This window comes from Pedobacter steynii (assembly GCF_900103665.1).
In the GTDB taxonomy this organism is placed as follows: Bacteria; Bacteroidota; Bacteroidia; order Sphingobacteriales; family Sphingobacteriaceae; genus Pedobacter; species Pedobacter steynii.
The window spans coordinates 116,980-131,935 of record NZ_FNGY01000014.1 but is presented as its reverse complement, the minus strand read 5'-3'; the positions used below and the strand labels follow the sequence as shown (position 1 = coordinate 131,935).

Annotated in this window: 14 protein-coding genes; 11 read left to right on the top strand and 3 right to left on the bottom strand. The window is 42.1% G+C overall.

Annotated elements, in window-relative coordinates; genetic code table 11:
* Positions 1 to 37: 37 nt before the first annotated feature.
* Both BLQ87_RS29520 and BLQ87_RS29515 read right to left on the bottom strand, forming a co-directional pair.
* Entirely contained in the window at positions 38 to 1,609 is a 1,572-nt protein-coding gene (locus BLQ87_RS29520) for a hypothetical protein (protein ID WP_074612499.1), read from the bottom strand.
* Between the two features lie 10 nt (positions 1,610 to 1,619).
* A complete protein-coding gene (locus BLQ87_RS29515) occupies positions 1,620 to 2,486 on the bottom strand; it encodes an ABC transporter ATP-binding protein (RefSeq protein ID WP_074612498.1) in 867 nt (288 codons plus the stop codon).
* Between the two features lie 150 nt (positions 2,487 to 2,636).
* Here BLQ87_RS29515 and BLQ87_RS29510 point away from each other — a divergent pair, with 150 nt between their 5' ends.
* The 7 genes from BLQ87_RS29510 to BLQ87_RS29480 all read left to right on the top strand — a co-directional run bounded on the left by BLQ87_RS29510 (position 2,637) and on the right by BLQ87_RS29480 (position 9,823).
* The gene (locus BLQ87_RS29510; RefSeq protein ID WP_245723956.1) at positions 2,637 to 5,081 is read left to right on the top strand and encodes an AsmA family protein; all 2,445 of its coding nucleotides are present in this window, start codon (positions 2,637 to 2,639) and stop codon (positions 5,079 to 5,081) included.
* 119 nt (positions 5,082 to 5,200) lie between these two features.
* Positions 5,201 to 5,731 (top strand): RNA polymerase sigma factor, encoded by a 531-nt coding sequence (locus BLQ87_RS29505; RefSeq protein WP_074612497.1) that lies wholly within the window; start codon positions 5,201 to 5,203, stop codon positions 5,729 to 5,731.
* Between the two features lie 47 nt (positions 5,732 to 5,778).
* A complete protein-coding gene (locus BLQ87_RS29500) occupies positions 5,779 to 7,059 on the top strand; it encodes a hypothetical protein (RefSeq protein ID WP_074612496.1) in 1,281 nt (426 codons plus the stop codon).
* A complete protein-coding gene (locus tag BLQ87_RS29495) occupies positions 7,043 to 7,603 on the top strand; it encodes a YceI family protein (protein ID WP_074612495.1) in 561 nt (186 codons plus the stop codon). Before BLQ87_RS29500 ends, BLQ87_RS29495 begins: the two co-directional genes overlap by 17 nt.
* An 8-nt stretch (positions 7,604 to 7,611) precedes the next feature.
* Entirely contained in the window at positions 7,612 to 8,550 is a 939-nt protein-coding gene (locus BLQ87_RS29490) for a DUF5777 family beta-barrel protein (RefSeq protein ID WP_074612494.1), read from the top strand.
* Between the two features lie 16 nt (positions 8,551 to 8,566).
* Positions 8,567 to 9,025 (top strand): QcrA and Rieske domain-containing protein, encoded by a 459-nt coding sequence (locus tag BLQ87_RS29485; RefSeq protein ID WP_074612493.1) that lies wholly within the window; start codon positions 8,567 to 8,569, stop codon positions 9,023 to 9,025.
* Between the two features lie 114 nt (positions 9,026 to 9,139).
* Positions 9,140 to 9,823, top strand: coding sequence for a hypothetical protein (locus tag BLQ87_RS29480; protein WP_074612492.1), 684 nt, complete (start codon positions 9,140 to 9,142; stop codon positions 9,821 to 9,823).
* Between the two features lie 11 nt (positions 9,824 to 9,834).
* Here BLQ87_RS29480 and BLQ87_RS29475 read toward each other — a convergent pair whose 3' ends face one another.
* A complete protein-coding gene (locus tag BLQ87_RS29475) occupies positions 9,835 to 10,362 on the bottom strand; it encodes a GNAT family N-acetyltransferase (protein WP_216857880.1) in 528 nt (175 codons plus the stop codon).
* A 183-nt stretch (positions 10,363 to 10,545) separates the two neighbouring features.
* On the opposite strand from BLQ87_RS29475, the gene BLQ87_RS29470 reads away from it, so the two are divergent.
* The 4 genes from BLQ87_RS29470 to BLQ87_RS29455 all read left to right on the top strand — a co-directional run bounded on the left by BLQ87_RS29470 (position 10,546) and on the right by BLQ87_RS29455 (position 14,954).
* On the top strand, positions 10,546 to 10,956 hold the full coding sequence (locus BLQ87_RS29470) for an OsmC family protein (protein ID WP_074612491.1): 411 nt from the start codon (positions 10,546 to 10,548) through the stop codon (positions 10,954 to 10,956).
* A 447-nt stretch (positions 10,957 to 11,403) separates the two neighbouring features.
* Positions 11,404 to 12,438, top strand: coding sequence for a glutamate 5-kinase (proB, locus tag BLQ87_RS29465; RefSeq protein WP_074612490.1), 1,035 nt, complete (start codon positions 11,404 to 11,406; stop codon positions 12,436 to 12,438).
* Positions 12,439 to 12,445: 7 nt separating this feature from the next.
* Positions 12,446 to 13,696, top strand: a complete 1,251-nt coding sequence (locus BLQ87_RS29460; protein WP_074612489.1) for a glutamate-5-semialdehyde dehydrogenase — start codon at positions 12,446 to 12,448, stop codon at positions 13,694 to 13,696.
* A gap of 151 nt (positions 13,697 to 13,847) precedes the next feature.
* Positions 13,848 to 14,954: a PAS domain-containing sensor histidine kinase gene (locus BLQ87_RS29455; RefSeq protein WP_245723955.1), complete on the top strand. Its 1,107-nt coding sequence runs from the start codon at positions 13,848 to 13,850 to the stop codon at positions 14,952 to 14,954.
* Positions 14,955 to 14,956: the final 2 nt, after the last annotated feature.

Here is a 14,956-nt window from a genome sequence, read left to right as displayed (position 1 = left end):
AGGCGGATGGGCTTTTCATCCGCCTTACGTGTTTATTTTATAGATTTCTGGTCTGATAATTTCTTACCGCAAAGCTGAAAATCAACAGCAACGCATTTATCATAAGGATGATCACCATCATTCCTGCATAGTTTTCAAAAGCCAACGCGCCAAGGTAATGTGCCTCAGGTATTCCCTGAAAAACGATATAAGTCAATGCAAAAAATAGAATTTCGAATAACTTCTTGCTGCCGGTAAGGATCCCCAGACAGACGCTAAGCAATACAATTAGCATGGATCCATTCAAGACCTGGAGCATGCCCATGAGATTTGAGGCCATTAACAAGCGAGCTATGACCGGCAAGGCCAATACCACGAGCAGGCAGAAAGCCGCAATGATTTGTGCCGGAAGCATCCTTTGTAATGGTTTATACGAAGCATAAGTGAAATAATGAACCCGGTTTGTTTTCTCCTTTGTGGTCAACTCTGATATTCTGCTGACTTGTAGAAAGAGGAGAGCCGGTAGTAAAAAGGAATAGGCAAAGGTTAAGGGAACAAACAACGTTGCTACCCAAAGACCGATATTAAGGGCCCAAAGCCATTTTGAGTCTTTTCTGACCATCAGCATCAATTCCGTTTTGATGAATGGAAAGATGCCATAAGCCGGTATGATGGCTGGGAGTGCCGATTTCTGAAATCCCGAGTATGGAACTGCTGCATTGAAAAAGTCTTCCTGAGCTTTTTTCTTTTCTTTTTTTACCGCCTGTTTAAAGTCAAAACGGTGGAAGAAGAAAGACGATAAATAAACCAGCGCGACCGTCAGGCTGATCCATAAGGCCCTGCTGAGCAGGAATAACCAGTCCCAGGAGACACCTTCCCATACAAAAGTTTTAAACGTCCGGTTTTTGTGAATGACATAACCGAGAGATACATTGTTAATGTTTTCATTAAACTCGGTGTTGACCTTGTCTTTAACACTGTTAAAGACTGTTCTTATGCCAAGGGCATCGGTAACCGTCACCATAGAATTTTTGGTGTTGCTATTGACATTGCTCATTAAAACACCGAAAAGAACGAAAAAGATGAGGTATTGAAGGATACTTTTCCGGCCCAGAAATACCTCTGCCACTATCGCCAGTCCGGAGACCAGAAACATTGCCGGAAGAACCATGAATAAGTAGGGGAAGAGAAAGTCGCCGATATGAAAAGGATAACCCGAACTTCTGACAAAAAACATCAATATTCCTACCAAAAAGGCGAGGCCTGAAATCGTCAGCAGGATCAAAAAGTTACTGAAAAGTTTACTGAAGAGATAGCCGAAATTTGAAATGGGAGTAGTCGCGATGATCAATCCAACCTCCGTGTCAACGTCTTTTTTTATCCCGCCAATCACAAGGAAAAAACCACACAGGGAAAGGACGAGCGTACTCATCAGGGCGGTCACATTGCCTACCCAGGCGGAGTTGTAAACGCCTTTATAGCCGAACATCGTCAGGGTCGTATAATTGGCTTCAGGAGGGGGAACAAAAGACCAGGCGGCATAAATGGTCACCGCAATGGTAATGAGAAAGGCATAACTGCGGCTGCGTTGCAGGTAGTCTGCTTTAATGATGGGATATAGATAATTCAAGGCCTTAATGCTAATTTTGAGTTAAAAATAAATAGGCATCTTCTAAACCTGCAGGTACATTTCTGGCTCCTGCTTCGATTTCCTGGAAGCCGGAAATGTAACGCAGTTGTGTTTTATCACCTTGTCTGCTGGTATCGATCACGAGATGTTTTGCTTTAAAAGCCGGAAGATCAGCGTTTGAAATGACGGTTTCAAAGACTTTGTTTTCAATTCTTTTGATGATTTCTGAAGGAATGGCTTTGCCGATGAGTGTCCCGGTTTTCATAATGGCGACTTCATCGGCAATGCTTTCAATATCGGAAACAATATGAGAGGAAAGGATGATAATGGCATCACTGGCCATCTCCGAGATCAATTGACGAAAGCGGACCCTTTCTTCCGGATCAAGACCTACGGTAGGTTCATCGAATATCAGTATTTTTGGATCGTTGAGCAGGGTCTGGGCAATGCCGATTCGCTGTTTCATTCCTCCTGAATAACTGCCTATAGGTTGTTTTGCAGCTGCGGTAAGGTTCACCCCATCGAGGAGCATGTCGATCCGTTTGCGCAGACCAGATCCTCCAACGCCTTTCATAGCTGCAATATATTCCAGAAACTCGTAGGCATTCAGGTTGGGGTAAACACCAAAGTCCTGAGGCAAATAGCCTAGTATTTTTCGGATGGTATCCGGGTTTTTGACAATGTCTTCGCCATTTAGAAATATCGTTCCATGCGTTGGTTTACTGATGGTGGAAATAATTTTCATCAGGGTTGATTTTCCCGCGCCGTTTGGTCCGAGCAGTCCCAATACGCCCTTTTCCATAGTCATAGAAAAATTGGATAATCCTGTTTTTTGTTTGTTGTATTTTTTGGTTAGGTTTTTAATCTCTAAGATCATGGATTTCGTATTTATATAGGTAGGACACCCGGAAAGGCGACAAGGTTACAGATTGCCGGTTAATTGAGGCATATTTTTTGTATTATTGATACTATTCTGCGTTTATCCTGCTTAAAAACAATTTACTGCTCTAAAACGTTAGCTACTTACATGGAAAAACTGCCTCGCTGGTCTAAAATTACGCTCAAAATATTCGGAGGCCTTGTGGCCCTGGTCTTAATTGTTTTTGTTGCTATTGGCCTGTATGTCAATGCCAATAAGAAAACCCTGTTGGAGACGATTACCAAACAGCTGAATAAAAACCTTAACGGGACATTGACCATCGGAAATATGGAGCCTACTTTCTTTAAAGGTTTTCCAGGAGTTTCCATTAGTCTCAAAAATGTAGTCATGAAAGACAGCCTTTGGAAAACGCACCAGCATACTTTGCTCGACGCAAAAGATTTTGATGTTGCCGTAAATACTATGGCGCTGCTCACCGGGACGATTGAGATCAAAAAGATAGAGATCAGCAATGCTAAGATTTACGTGTTTACGGATAGTAATGGCTATAGCAATACGGCGATCTTCAGAAAGAAAGACAAAAAGAAAAAACCGGAAACAGAAGAGGAAAGCTCAGATGCGAGGCTTAAAAAGTTTAGCTTAAAAGAGGTAAGTTTTGTGGTCGACAATAAAAAAGGACACAAGCTTTTTCAGTTTGATGTAGCGATGCTGAATGGAGAGATGGATTATTCCTTTTCGGGATGGGAAGCAAGGCTGAAGCTGAAGACCATGGCCAGAAGTCTGGCTTTTAATACGAGAAGAGGTAGTTTTATCAAGGATAAGATGCTGGAAGGGCCTTTTAAGATCAATTACAATGAGAATACCGGAATCATTGATGTGGCAGAAAATCAATTGAACATCGGAAAAGATCCTTTCCTGATCGGCGCTAAATTTGATACTTCCAAAGAGAATACTGATTTTTCCATCAACATCAAGGCTCCGGGGATTTTATGGAGGGATGCTGCGGCCTTACTTGCACCCAATATCAGCGCAAAACTGAATATGTTCGACCTGAAAACACCAATAGATGTGACTTGTACGCTGGCCGGAAATATGGGGCCTGGTGGTGATCCTGCCATCAATGTCACGGCACTGGTAAAAGACAACGTGCTGACCACCCCTGGTGCGGTCATTGACAGCTGTAATTTCAAAGGGGTCTTTACCAATAATTACCTGAACGGGCAAGGTTTTACCGATGCGAATTCGGCAATCAAACTTTACCAGTTTAAAGGGAGCTATTCGGAGATGCCTTTTTCTATTGATACGATGTTTATTCACAATCTGGATAAACCCATCGCTACAGGTGTCTTCAAATCGAAATTTGAGATCTCGAAGTTGAATAAGGCGATAGGAGAGGAAACTTTGCATTTTACCAAAGGAACGGCAAATGTGAGGTTGGCTTATAAGGCAGATATTGTAGATTTTAAATTGTCAAAACCGATCGTGACAGGCCTGGTCGACATTAGCAATGCGGATGTGAGCTATGTGCCAAGGAAACTCAATTTTACGAATACAGCAATCTCACTGAACTTCACGAGTTCCGATCTTTTTATCAAAAATATCCGTTTGCAAAGTGGTAAGAGTGTGATCCTAATGGATGGAACAATCCGTAATTTTCTAAACCTTTACTATACGGCACCGGAAAAGATTTTGCTGAACTGGCAGATTAAAAGCCCGGAATTGCATCTTGGCGAATTTCTTGGTTTTCTGGGGAGCCGTAAGCCCGCAAAGAAAGCAAAACGACATGCCAAACACAGTAATTTTTCTGAAGATATGAACGAGCTCTTCGAGAAAAGTAAGGTGGACATGCATTTAAGGGTAGCAAAAGTATATTATAATAAATTTGTGGCTACTGATGCTACCGCAGACCTGTTCCTCTCTGAGGCGGGAATCGGATTGAAGAACGTGAGTGTTAAACATGGGGGAGGTTCACTGAAAGTAGATGGAAATGTTTCTCAGAAAGGCAACTTAAATCATTTTTCTATCAATACAACGCTGAGCAACGTAGATATTAAGAATTTCTTTTACTCTTTTGATAACTTTGGAATGACCAGCCTGACTTCAAAGAACCTGAAAGGATTTCTCTATTCTAAAACAAAGATTGCCGGAACCATTACCGATCAGGGGAAACTGGTCACGAATTCCCTGAATGGAAAGGTCGTGTTTGATGTTAAAAAAGGAGCTTTGCTGAGGTTTGATCCGATTAAGAACGTCGGGAAATTCGCTTTCCCTTTCCGGGATCTTGACAATGTTACTTTTGAAAACCTGAACGGTAACTTTGATATCCGTGGCCCAAGAATCACCATTAATCCGATGCAGATCAATTCCAGCATTCTGAATATGGATGTTGCCGGGGTATACTCCATGTCTAAGGGAACGAACATCGCATTGGATGTGCCACTTAGAAACCCTAAAAAGGATGACGATCTGACGGATAAAAGAGAAATCCAGTCGCGCAGAATGAATGGAATCGTACTTCATTTACTGGCGACCGATGGCGAAGACGGAAAGATTAAAATCAAGCTCAACCGTAACCGCAATAAGGGGAAATAACAAGGCTTTCTGCATCTTTCTCCCAATTCCAAAAAAATATTTCATTAAATTTCAATACGCAGGCAACCTATATCAGGTTGCCTGCGTACTTGTTGGTATAGATGATTTAAATTTTTTACGTGGACGAACCAATCATTCAGGAATTAATCGATGGCTGTAAGCGAAAAGACCGGAAAAGTCAGAAAGGACTTTACCAGGGATATTACAGCTATGCCATGAGGATGTGTATTCGCTACGCGAAAGATAAGGATGAAGCTATTGAACTCGTGAATGATGGCTTTTTGAGGGTGTTCATCAATATTCACCGATACGATAAAACAAAACCGTTTAAACCCTGGCTAAGTACGATCATGATCAACACCTCGATAGATCATTATAGAAAGCAAATAAGGCGAATGGAAATGGAAGAGTTAAATGCAAAACATGAGCTGGAGGATCAGGAAAGTATCCTTAGTCACATACATTATGAAGAACTGATCAGGCTGGTGCAAAAGCTTTCTGTTGCTTACAGGACTGTCTTTAACCTGTTTGCCATTGACGGTTACTCTCATGAAGAGATCTCTTCCATGCTTTCTATTTCTGTGGGAACGTCGAAGTCGAACCTCTTTAAGGCAAGAGAACAATTGAAAAAGATGCTTAAAACAACCTGATCAGATTTTGAGAATAAAATATAATATAAACGTTTTAAAACACCATTATGGAATTAAACGATAACGAGTTTGATGCCGCCTTTAGAAAAAGGGTGTTTGATGCTGATCCTCAGTTTGAGGAAGCGGCATGGGACAAAATGGAGGGCAAGCTCAAAAGGAGGGAACGGATTGTGCTTTTCAGGAAGGGGACTGTGGTGTTGTCGTTGTTACTTTTAATAGGATTGATCGGTTACTATTCATTTGATAAAAAAACGGAAAAGAAAGCGAAGTCTGAACTGGCAACAGCAGGAAAGCATGTGGAAGAGCCAGGTAATGGTTCGTTGCAGGTCGATACTACTGCGGGTAGGAAAAAAGATCTGATGGTTAAGGATCAAAAGAATGGTCTGGGGGCAGAGGAACGGGGTGTAGGTGCCGGAAATTATAAGGACGAGCACGCCGTAGCGAGTAAAACAGGCGTAATTCGTCGCATTGCACCCATCAAAAAAGGAGTTGAATACGCTAAAGAACAGCTTGCCGGAAATGAAGTATTGGTTGCCGGGAACAATAATGGGAACAATAGCATGGCCCTAAATAGAAATCTGGCGGATTTACAACAAAGAGATTTTAGTCTTGCAAAGGGGATTGGGGAGCCGGGGGGGGCGTCCCTTTCTCTGCAACTGAATTCAAGTGAGGCAGGAACTTCAGTAGTTCAAAAGAATACGGCGGTATCGCCTAAAAAGAAAGTGACTTTCAAAAAGCGTGTTCCCATGAGCCTGGCGTTGAGTGCGGGACCTGAATTCAATTCTGCTGGGGCACTGATTGGAGGGAAAGGGGGCTTTAGTGCCGGATTAACCTTTAGTCTGGGCATTGCAAAGAATTTTAAACTTCAGACGGGATTGAAGTATAGTGCTAAAGATTATGCCACCGACAGCTATGCTTACCGCATCAGGAACCCCAAAATTCAGGGATTGATTTCCGGGATTGATGCTTCCTGCGTGGTACTTGAAATCCCTGTGATCGCCTCATATACGGTCATGGAGGATAGAAAAAGAAGCATAGACCTGAATGTCGGACTGTCCAGTTACCTGATGTTGAAGGAGGATTATACCTTCAAGTATACACCGGCATCGGGGATTTCAAACCGTCTGATAGAGAAAACGAATGCCAATCAGCACCTGCTGAGTGTAGTTGATCTTTCCGCGACTTACTTTATAAAGCTTAAAACCGAGAAATTTAAAATAGGGGTTGAACCCTTTGTTAAAATACCCTTAACCGGGGTTGGTGAAGGTAGAGTAAACCTGAAATCAAGTGGGATTTCTTTAAAAATACGTTATGACCTGGATAAATAACATCAAAAGATTACTCCTTTCCGGAATCTTTTTCGCCATTCAGCTGAATGCGATGGCGCAGACTTATACCAGCAAAAACATCAAGCTGGCGCTATATTCTTCGACCCCGCTGGAAGACATCCGGGCGGCAACGGATAAATGTACCGGTGTGATCATTAAGGACAGCAGGGAGATCGCTTTTCAGGTCGCTGTAAAGAGTTTTGAGTTCGATCGTAAACTAATGCAGGAGCACTTTAATGAGAATTACATGGAAAGTGACCGATACCCTTATGCAAAATTTAAGGGGGTTCTGGATCAGCAGATCGATTGGAATAAAGATGGAATATATAATGTTACAGTAACGGGAATGTTGACGGTTCATGGGATAGATAAAAAGCGGACGGTTCCCGGAAAGATCAGCATCAGCAATGGACAGGTAGCCGTCAGCACGGAGTTTAAGGTAGCTTGTGTAGATCATGGGATTAAGATTCCAAAGCTGGTGTTTACGAAAATTGCAGAGCAGATCAATATTAAAGTCTCGGGGAAATTTAATCAGTTAAAATAAGAGAAATCATGAATAAATTCAGACTATTACCGGTCGCCATTTTACTCATGGCTGGCGCAGCCCATGCTCAAAATGCGGATTCATTGTTAAAGACTTTGGATACCGCAGACAAAAGGGAAACTGTAGCTGCGACCTTTAAATCTACCCATGTGGTGCTGTCTCATTCCTCTGAAACGGAAAAGAAACATGACCTGGATCTGAGAATCCGCCATCATTTTGGGGATATTGGCGGACAGTTTGGAAGTGCCCATACCTTATATGGCCTTGATGTGGCCTCAGACCTTTTTATCGGCCTGGATTATGGGGTGTCTGACCGCTTTACGGTAGGTGTGGGAAGAAGCAAGCAGGATGAAATGTACAACTTCTCCGGAAAATATAAACTCCTGCAACAAAAGGTAAACGAGCACATGCCAATAAACCTGACCTTGTTTGCACAGATGGGCTGGATTGCCCGTGAGCCTTTTAGCAATAGCGAATTTTCTAAATATACCAACCGTTTTTCCTGGTTTTTTCAATCGATCATTTCCCGTAAAATCTCTTCCAGGCTTTCTTTGCAGGTGATGCCGGGACTGACGGTAAGAAAGAATGTGTCTGATACCCGTGATCCTGAAGCATTGGTTTCGGTAGGCTTTGCAGGAAGAATGAAACTCACTAAAAGGTTCTCATTTGTGGCTGATTATACACTGGTTAATGGATTATCGAGACCTACAGATTTAAGTCAGGCTTACTACAATCCTTTAGGTCTGGGGCTGGAAATTGAAACCGGCGGACACATATTTTCCCTCAACTTTATGAATTCCGAATATATACTGGAGAATAATTTTATTACCAATACTAAGAAATCATGGACCAAGGGTGGGGTCAGATTCGGCTTTACGATCTCCAGGAATTTTACACTGTTTAAATCAAAAAATAAAGACCCCGAAAAACGGTCAGATATCTACTAAACTAAAACGAAAAATTATGGAACGTGACGAATTTATCAAATCATTAGGATTTGGCCTGGCATTGGTATGCACAGGATCCTGCTTTCAGGCATGTGGTGGAAAAGGCAATACAGGTACGCCGGACCCCAATCCAAACCCTCCGGGAGGAGGAGGCAGTACTGCTTCTGTTAATCTGGGCTCTCAACTGCTGGCAGTTGGAGATCAGGCGACCGCAAATGGCGTGTTGTTTTTTAGAATTGCAACGGGTAATGCCAGCAGCTCATTTGTAGCTACCGAGGCGGTTTGTCCGCATCAGCAGGGGGCACTGGTCTGGAAACAGGCTTTAAATAAGATTCAGTGTCAGTTGCATTTTTCAGAATACGGAACAAATGGTGCCGTACTTCAGGGGCCACAAAATACGACAGGCAGTACGAGAACTTTAAAAATATACAGTACCGCTGTTAACAATGGAACACTGACGGCGACTATCGCTTAGATTTATAGGGGAGAAGGGGGATTGAAAAATCGCCCTTCTTTTTTAATCATAATTATCTTTTTGTAATGTGTTTGGCTTATCTTAGCGCAATTAATAATCCAAACGCTATCTTCTATGAACAGATCTTTTCTTGCCGTTTTATTTTCGCTCTCCTTTACAACTGCCTTTTCTCAAACCAATACCTTTCCTTCAAGTGGAAATGTTGGAATAGGTACTGATCAGCCAGGCGCCAAATTGGAAATTAAAGGTGCGCCATACTGGACTTCTCATCATTGGGGGAAAGCTATTAAATTGAATACAGGCAATGCCATTCAGTTTACGTCTGATGGAGGTAATTTTGGGATTGGTGCCACTAATCCCGGAGGATTGTTTTTCTTTACGACGACTGCAGAAGATACCAGTCAGCCTGCAAACCATTTAATGACAATAATTGCTAATGGGAATATTGGAATAGGAACGATAACACCCGATTCTAAATTAGCTGTTAACGGTAACATTCGTGCACGTGAAATTAAGGTAGAAAATGGGAACTGGCCGGATTATGTCTTTGCCAGGTCTTATCAGCTGCCAGGTTTAGCGGAGACAGAAAAGTTCATTAAAGAAAATGGGCATTTAGAAGGAATCCCTTCTGCTTCAGAGGTAAAAGCGAATGGAATTGATCTCGGAGAAATGAATGCGTTATTGCTAAGGAAAATAGAAGAATTAACACTTCATATGATTGAAATGCAAAAATCGAATGAGCTTCAGAATACAAAGAATGAGAAAGAAATTGCATTCCTGAAATCCAAAATCAAGTAAAAAAGATTTGTTTATTTTTTGTTTACAGGAATCTCAAAAAGTGCCAGTTCAATGTTCTCATAATGCTTGGGAAGTATGTTTGAAACTTCAGGAATGATATTTCCGAGGTACTTGAATCCACATTTCTCATAATAGGCGATCAGTCTGGGATTGTCTCCCCAGGTATCCATCCGAATGTATTCTTTTCCTTTCTCTGCCGCAAAAATATGCGCCCAGGAAACGATCTCATTAACGAAGTTTGCCCCTCTGAATTTTGGATTGGTCACAATGCGGTGGAGGTAAATGGAAGGGTCTGCGTCTTTCTCTTTCCAGATCAGCGGATCGTTAAAATCTATCGCAAAAATACAGGCCACCTGTCCGTCGATGAGGATTTTCCATTGCCGTTGCTCATTTAATTCTCTTTCAACCAGGCTGCGCTCGAAGCCCTGCCAGTGTTTGTTGAAGACGGTCTTTTGGTAAGCAATGGCATCATCGTATAAGTCGAAAATCTTTTCTATATCGTTTAAAGTAGAGGGAACGACCTGCATATTTTTTAACATGTTGCTTAAATTGAATTAATGACAAAAATCGTAAATTTATCTGGAGCAGGACAGGTACAAATCTGATTGATTTTATGAGTACAGTTTTTTATTCCTTCAGAGATATTCCAGCGCGTTTGTGCCTGGAAATTCCTGTAAAATGATAAATTTGAGTAGAAAGACCAACCCTAAAAAAGAACAATTATGAAACGTAATGCAACAGCCGTTTGGAATGGCACAATTAAAGAAGGTGCAGGTCACCTGAGTACGGATAGTAAAGTCTTAGACCAGACGCAATACTCTTTTAACAGCCGTTTTGCAGATGGAATAGGAACCAATCCGGAAGAATTAATGGCCGCTGCACATGCCGGTTGTTTTACCATGAAGTTAAGCCTGGACCTGACTGAAGCTGGTTTTACGCCTGGAACTTTAGAAACCAAGGCAACGATATCGTTGGATAACGGCGTGATCACGAGCTCACACCTGGTGTTAAAAGCCAGCATTCCCGGCATCACTGAAGATCAGTTTCAGGAAATTACCGCAGGTGCAAAAGCAAACTGTCCGGTAAGTAAAGCGTACAATATGGAAATTACCCTGGATGCGGCTTTAGTTTAAACAAAAGGAATTAAAATTTTTGTTTAAAAAATATCCCTGACTCTTCAAAGACTGGAATCTTTGCCCTGAAGGGGGCAAATCTTCCTATGTCTTTTCTGAGCAGGGATATTTTTTATTTTAAATTATTGACCAAATATTGGAGAATGATTCCATGCAGTATTTGGTGCTTAAACCTTTAACCTCCAAAAAAGTTAAACAATCTCTATGAAAACTATGAGGGGCCTTCCAGGAAAAAGATGCGTTCTAAGAAAAGGCCTAGGAAGATTTGCCCCCTTCAGGGCAAAGATTCCAGCCTTTGATTAGTAATGCTTCTTTTTCACGTATTATATTCTCATTTTTTTGTCAGTGCTAGATAATTGTGTCAAATGATCCTGCTGAATTCCTGAAAAATCAAGGTAAATTTTCTATTTTCGGGTTTTCAACCATAAAAATCTCAACCACAAACAAATGAATAAGCCGATACTTGTTTTGAAATTAGGTACAGCCTCCATTACAACTCCAAAAGGAGAGCTTGATGAGGGGGTAATTGCCGATGTTGCTGCACAGGTTGCGAAGCTGGCCAAAGATTACCGGTTAATTCTGGTTTCTTCGGGCGCTGTTGCTGCAGGAAAGCAATACATCAAAAATTACAAAGGTAAAATCTCCGAAAGAAAGGCCGCTGCGGCAATCGGAAACCCCATTCTGTTAAACACCTATTCAAAATATTTTTACCCCTACGGCATTCAGATGGCGCAGAGTCTTTGTGAGCGCCGGCATTTTTCCAACAGGACCCAATTTCTTCAATTGAAAAACACTTATGAAGAATTGTGGAAAAACGGGGTGATTCCTATTGCCAATGAGAATGATGTGGTGAGTGACCTGGAGATTAAATTTTCAGATAACGATGAACTGGCGACCTTACTAGGGGTCGGTTTCGGTGCTTCGATGATTTTACTGGGTACTTCTGTTCCCGGAGTATTGGATAAAGAAGGAAAAGTTATTGACAAGATTGATTCCATCAATAGTGATGTCTTTTCACTTGCCAATAAGAAAACTTCGGACCTTGGATTGGGTGGGATGGTTTCCAAGCTGACCTTTGCGCACCTCGCTTCGACGATGGGCATTAAGGTGGTGATCTTTGGAATCCGGACCGTCAATGGAATTCTTGATGCCGTTAAGGAGAAAACAGGAACGTCATGTACACCTAAAAACGCATCCATTTCTGCGAGAAATAAATGGCTGGCCAGTGGAAGCCTGGTAACGGGCAGACTGATGGTGGATGAAGGGGCCTGTGATGCGATCAGGAAGCGTAAGAGCCTGCTGGCGGTAGGTGTAATCGATGTTGTCGAGCAGTTCGGTAACGGAGAGATTTTTGAGGTCATTGATGCGGAAAAGAACATCGTGGCAGTAGCCCGGGCAAAGGCATCTTCGGCCGCCATCCTGAAAGATTCAAAACAGCATAACCTGGAAATTGCCAATGCCAGTGACATCGTTATTTTATAAGCAGCAAATGGAAACTATAGAAAATCAATTGATCAATGCGAAAAAAGCCAGGTATTCCATTGCTTCTTTAAGTGATAACGGCCGACAGGAAATCCTGATCCGCCTGGCAGCAGCCATCCTTGCCCAATCGGCAGAGATTATCGCAGAAAATTTAAAAGACCTGCAAAAGATGCCGGATACGGATCCTAAAAAGGACCGCCTGCTCTTAAATGAAACCCGCATTCTTGCGCTGGCAGAAAGCCTGAAAGATGTGGCGGCTTTGCCAGACCCAACCAATAAGATCATTTCTTCACAGACGATGGCGAACGGCCTTTTTATACAAAAGAAAACGGTGGCTTTAGGGGTGGTAGGCGTGATCTATGAATCGAGACCCAATGTGACCATTGATGTGGCTTCCTTATGCATCCGATCAGGAAATGTTTGCCTGTTGAGAGGAGGACAGGATGCTTACCATACCAATCTTTTCCTGGTTTCCATTATACAGGAAGTACTGAGCAGCGGCGGACTGGATAAAAATGTGGTACAGCAATTACCGGCAGAGCGAAAATATATCCTGGATATTCTGAAAGCAGAGAAATATATCGATGTGATCATTCCCCGGGGCTCAAACGAACTGATTGATTTTGTGCGTAAAAATGCGCTTGTTCCGGTGATAGAAACCGGTGCGGGGGTATGCCATACCTATATCGAAAAAACCGGGAAACTGAGCGAAGGAGCGGAGATCGTTTTCAATGCAAAGGTTTCACGTCCATCGGTTTGCAATGCTTTGGATACGGTATTGGTAGATGAAGAAGTGGCGGATGATTTTCTGGGGATATTATCGCCTTTACTTGCAGCGGGGAACGTGGAGATTTTTGCCGATGAAACCGCTTTCCGCATATTGGAAAAAAACAATTATCCTCAGCTTGTTTTCGCTGCTCCGGAAGATTTCGGAAGGGAGTTTCTGGACTATAAATGCTCGGTTAAGATCGTCAAAAATACAGCCGAAGCATTGGCACATATTTCGGAATTTTCATCGAAGCATTCGGAGGCCATTGTTACCGAAGATGCGGCGCAGGCAGAACGTTTTCTGGAAGAGGTAGATGCTGCAGTAGTTTATTTAAACGCATCCACCAGGTTTACTGACGGACAGGTATTTGGACTGGGAGCAGAGATTGGAATTTCCACCCAAAAGCTCCATGCACGAGGTCCTTTTGCCCTGGAAAAACTGGTGACAGAGAAGTGGATCGTTAGAGGGGATGGGCAAATCAGAAGTTAGCCGGTAGTTCCTTATTTCCCCACTTGGGGAAAAAAGAAGGACAATATTTTCCTCATAATTATAGCTGAATACCTGAATATAGGTATTCTTACCTATTTATTTGGCTATGGCTTGAATTTTGAATATCATTAGGAAAAACCATCCCTGATAAATGCAAAATAGTTTAAGCAATCCTCAACCCCTGCTCTTAAAAATGCTGGGTGGAATAGAGGATTATGCAATTCTGCTTCTTGACAAGCTTGGAAATGTGGCCAGCTTGAATAAGGGAGCTGAAAAGATTAAAGGTTATTCTTCAGACGAAATTATTGGTCATAATTTCAGAATATTTTATACGGAAGAGGCCCTTAAAAATAAGGTGCCTGAATTGCTGCTGGAAAAAGCCCTGCTTAAAGGAAAGGCTCAGCACCGGGGCTGGCGGGTTAAAAAAGATGGCAAGACTTTCTGGGCCCATGTGACGATTACCACGATTTACGACGAACAGAATGAAGTGATCGGGTTTTGTAAATTTACGCGTGATCTGACCGACAAGCTAAACGCGGAAAAGGCGTTAAGAGAATATGCACGCTTACTGGAATTCAGAAATAAAGAACTGGAACAGTTTGTCTATATTGCTTCTCATGATTTACAGGAACCTTTATTAACGGTGAACAACTTTGTGGGATTGCTAAAAAAGGAGTATGGAGATCAGTTTGATGAAAACGGAGCCTTATACCTGAAATACATCTCTGAATCTACAGAGAAGATGAAATATTTAATCAAAGGTTTACTGGATTATGCAAGACTCGGGACTCCGGCAGCTAAGGAGCCTGTGAATTGTAATTTTTTAGTGGAATCGGTGAAACAGGAGCTTTCCGACCAGATTGCTGCTACCGGAATGACGATTCAATACGATAACCTGCCTGTAGTTTATGGATATGCGGCAGAATTAAAACAGCTTTTTCATCACCTGATCAGCAATTCTCTGAAGTTCAGGAAAAAGGATATACTTCCGGAGGTCCAGATTAGGGCGACTGAAGATGATCAATACTGGAATTTTGATTTCAGTGATAATGGGATTGGTATTGAAGCACAGTATAAAGAGAAAATATTTTCTATCTTTCAGCGCCTGCATAGTCATGAGGATTATGAAGGTCATGGGATCGGGCTTTCTCATTGTAAAAAAATAGTGGAGCTTCATGGAGGGGATATTTTTGTGAAATCTGTCGTAAATCAAGGCAGTACTTTTTGTTTTAGCCTGAAAAGCAATATATACCAATGAAA

Excerpts from the sequence above, each read along its gene's own strand:
- BLQ87_RS29515 (WP_074612498.1), bottom strand. The coding sequence starts at position 2,486 with ATGATCTTAGAGATTAAAAACCTAACCAAAAAATACAACAAACAAAAA.
- BLQ87_RS29510 (WP_245723956.1), top strand. The coding sequence starts at position 2,637 with ATGGAAAAACTGCCTCGCTGGTCTAAAATTACGCTCAAAATATTCGGA.
- BLQ87_RS29500 (WP_074612496.1), top strand. The coding sequence starts at position 5,779 with ATGGAATTAAACGATAACGAGTTTGATGCCGCCTTTAGAAAAAGGGTG.
- BLQ87_RS29495 (WP_074612495.1), top strand. The coding sequence starts at position 7,043 with ATGACCTGGATAAATAACATCAAAAGATTACTCCTTTCCGGAATCTTT.
- BLQ87_RS29490 (WP_074612494.1), top strand. The coding sequence starts at position 7,612 with ATGAATAAATTCAGACTATTACCGGTCGCCATTTTACTCATGGCTGGC.
- BLQ87_RS29485 (WP_074612493.1), top strand. The coding sequence starts at position 8,567 with ATGGAACGTGACGAATTTATCAAATCATTAGGATTTGGCCTGGCATTG.
- BLQ87_RS29480 (WP_074612492.1), top strand. The coding sequence starts at position 9,140 with ATGAACAGATCTTTTCTTGCCGTTTTATTTTCGCTCTCCTTTACAACT.
- BLQ87_RS29475 (WP_216857880.1), bottom strand. The coding sequence starts at position 10,362 with ATGTTAAAAAATATGCAGGTCGTTCCCTCTACTTTAAACGATATAGAA.
- BLQ87_RS29470 (WP_074612491.1), top strand. The coding sequence starts at position 10,546 with ATGAAACGTAATGCAACAGCCGTTTGGAATGGCACAATTAAAGAAGGT.
- proB (WP_074612490.1), top strand. The coding sequence starts at position 11,404 with ATGAATAAGCCGATACTTGTTTTGAAATTAGGTACAGCCTCCATTACA.
- BLQ87_RS29460 (WP_074612489.1), top strand. The coding sequence starts at position 12,446 with ATGGAAACTATAGAAAATCAATTGATCAATGCGAAAAAAGCCAGGTAT.
- BLQ87_RS29455 (WP_245723955.1), top strand. The coding sequence starts at position 13,848 with ATGCAAAATAGTTTAAGCAATCCTCAACCCCTGCTCTTAAAAATGCTG.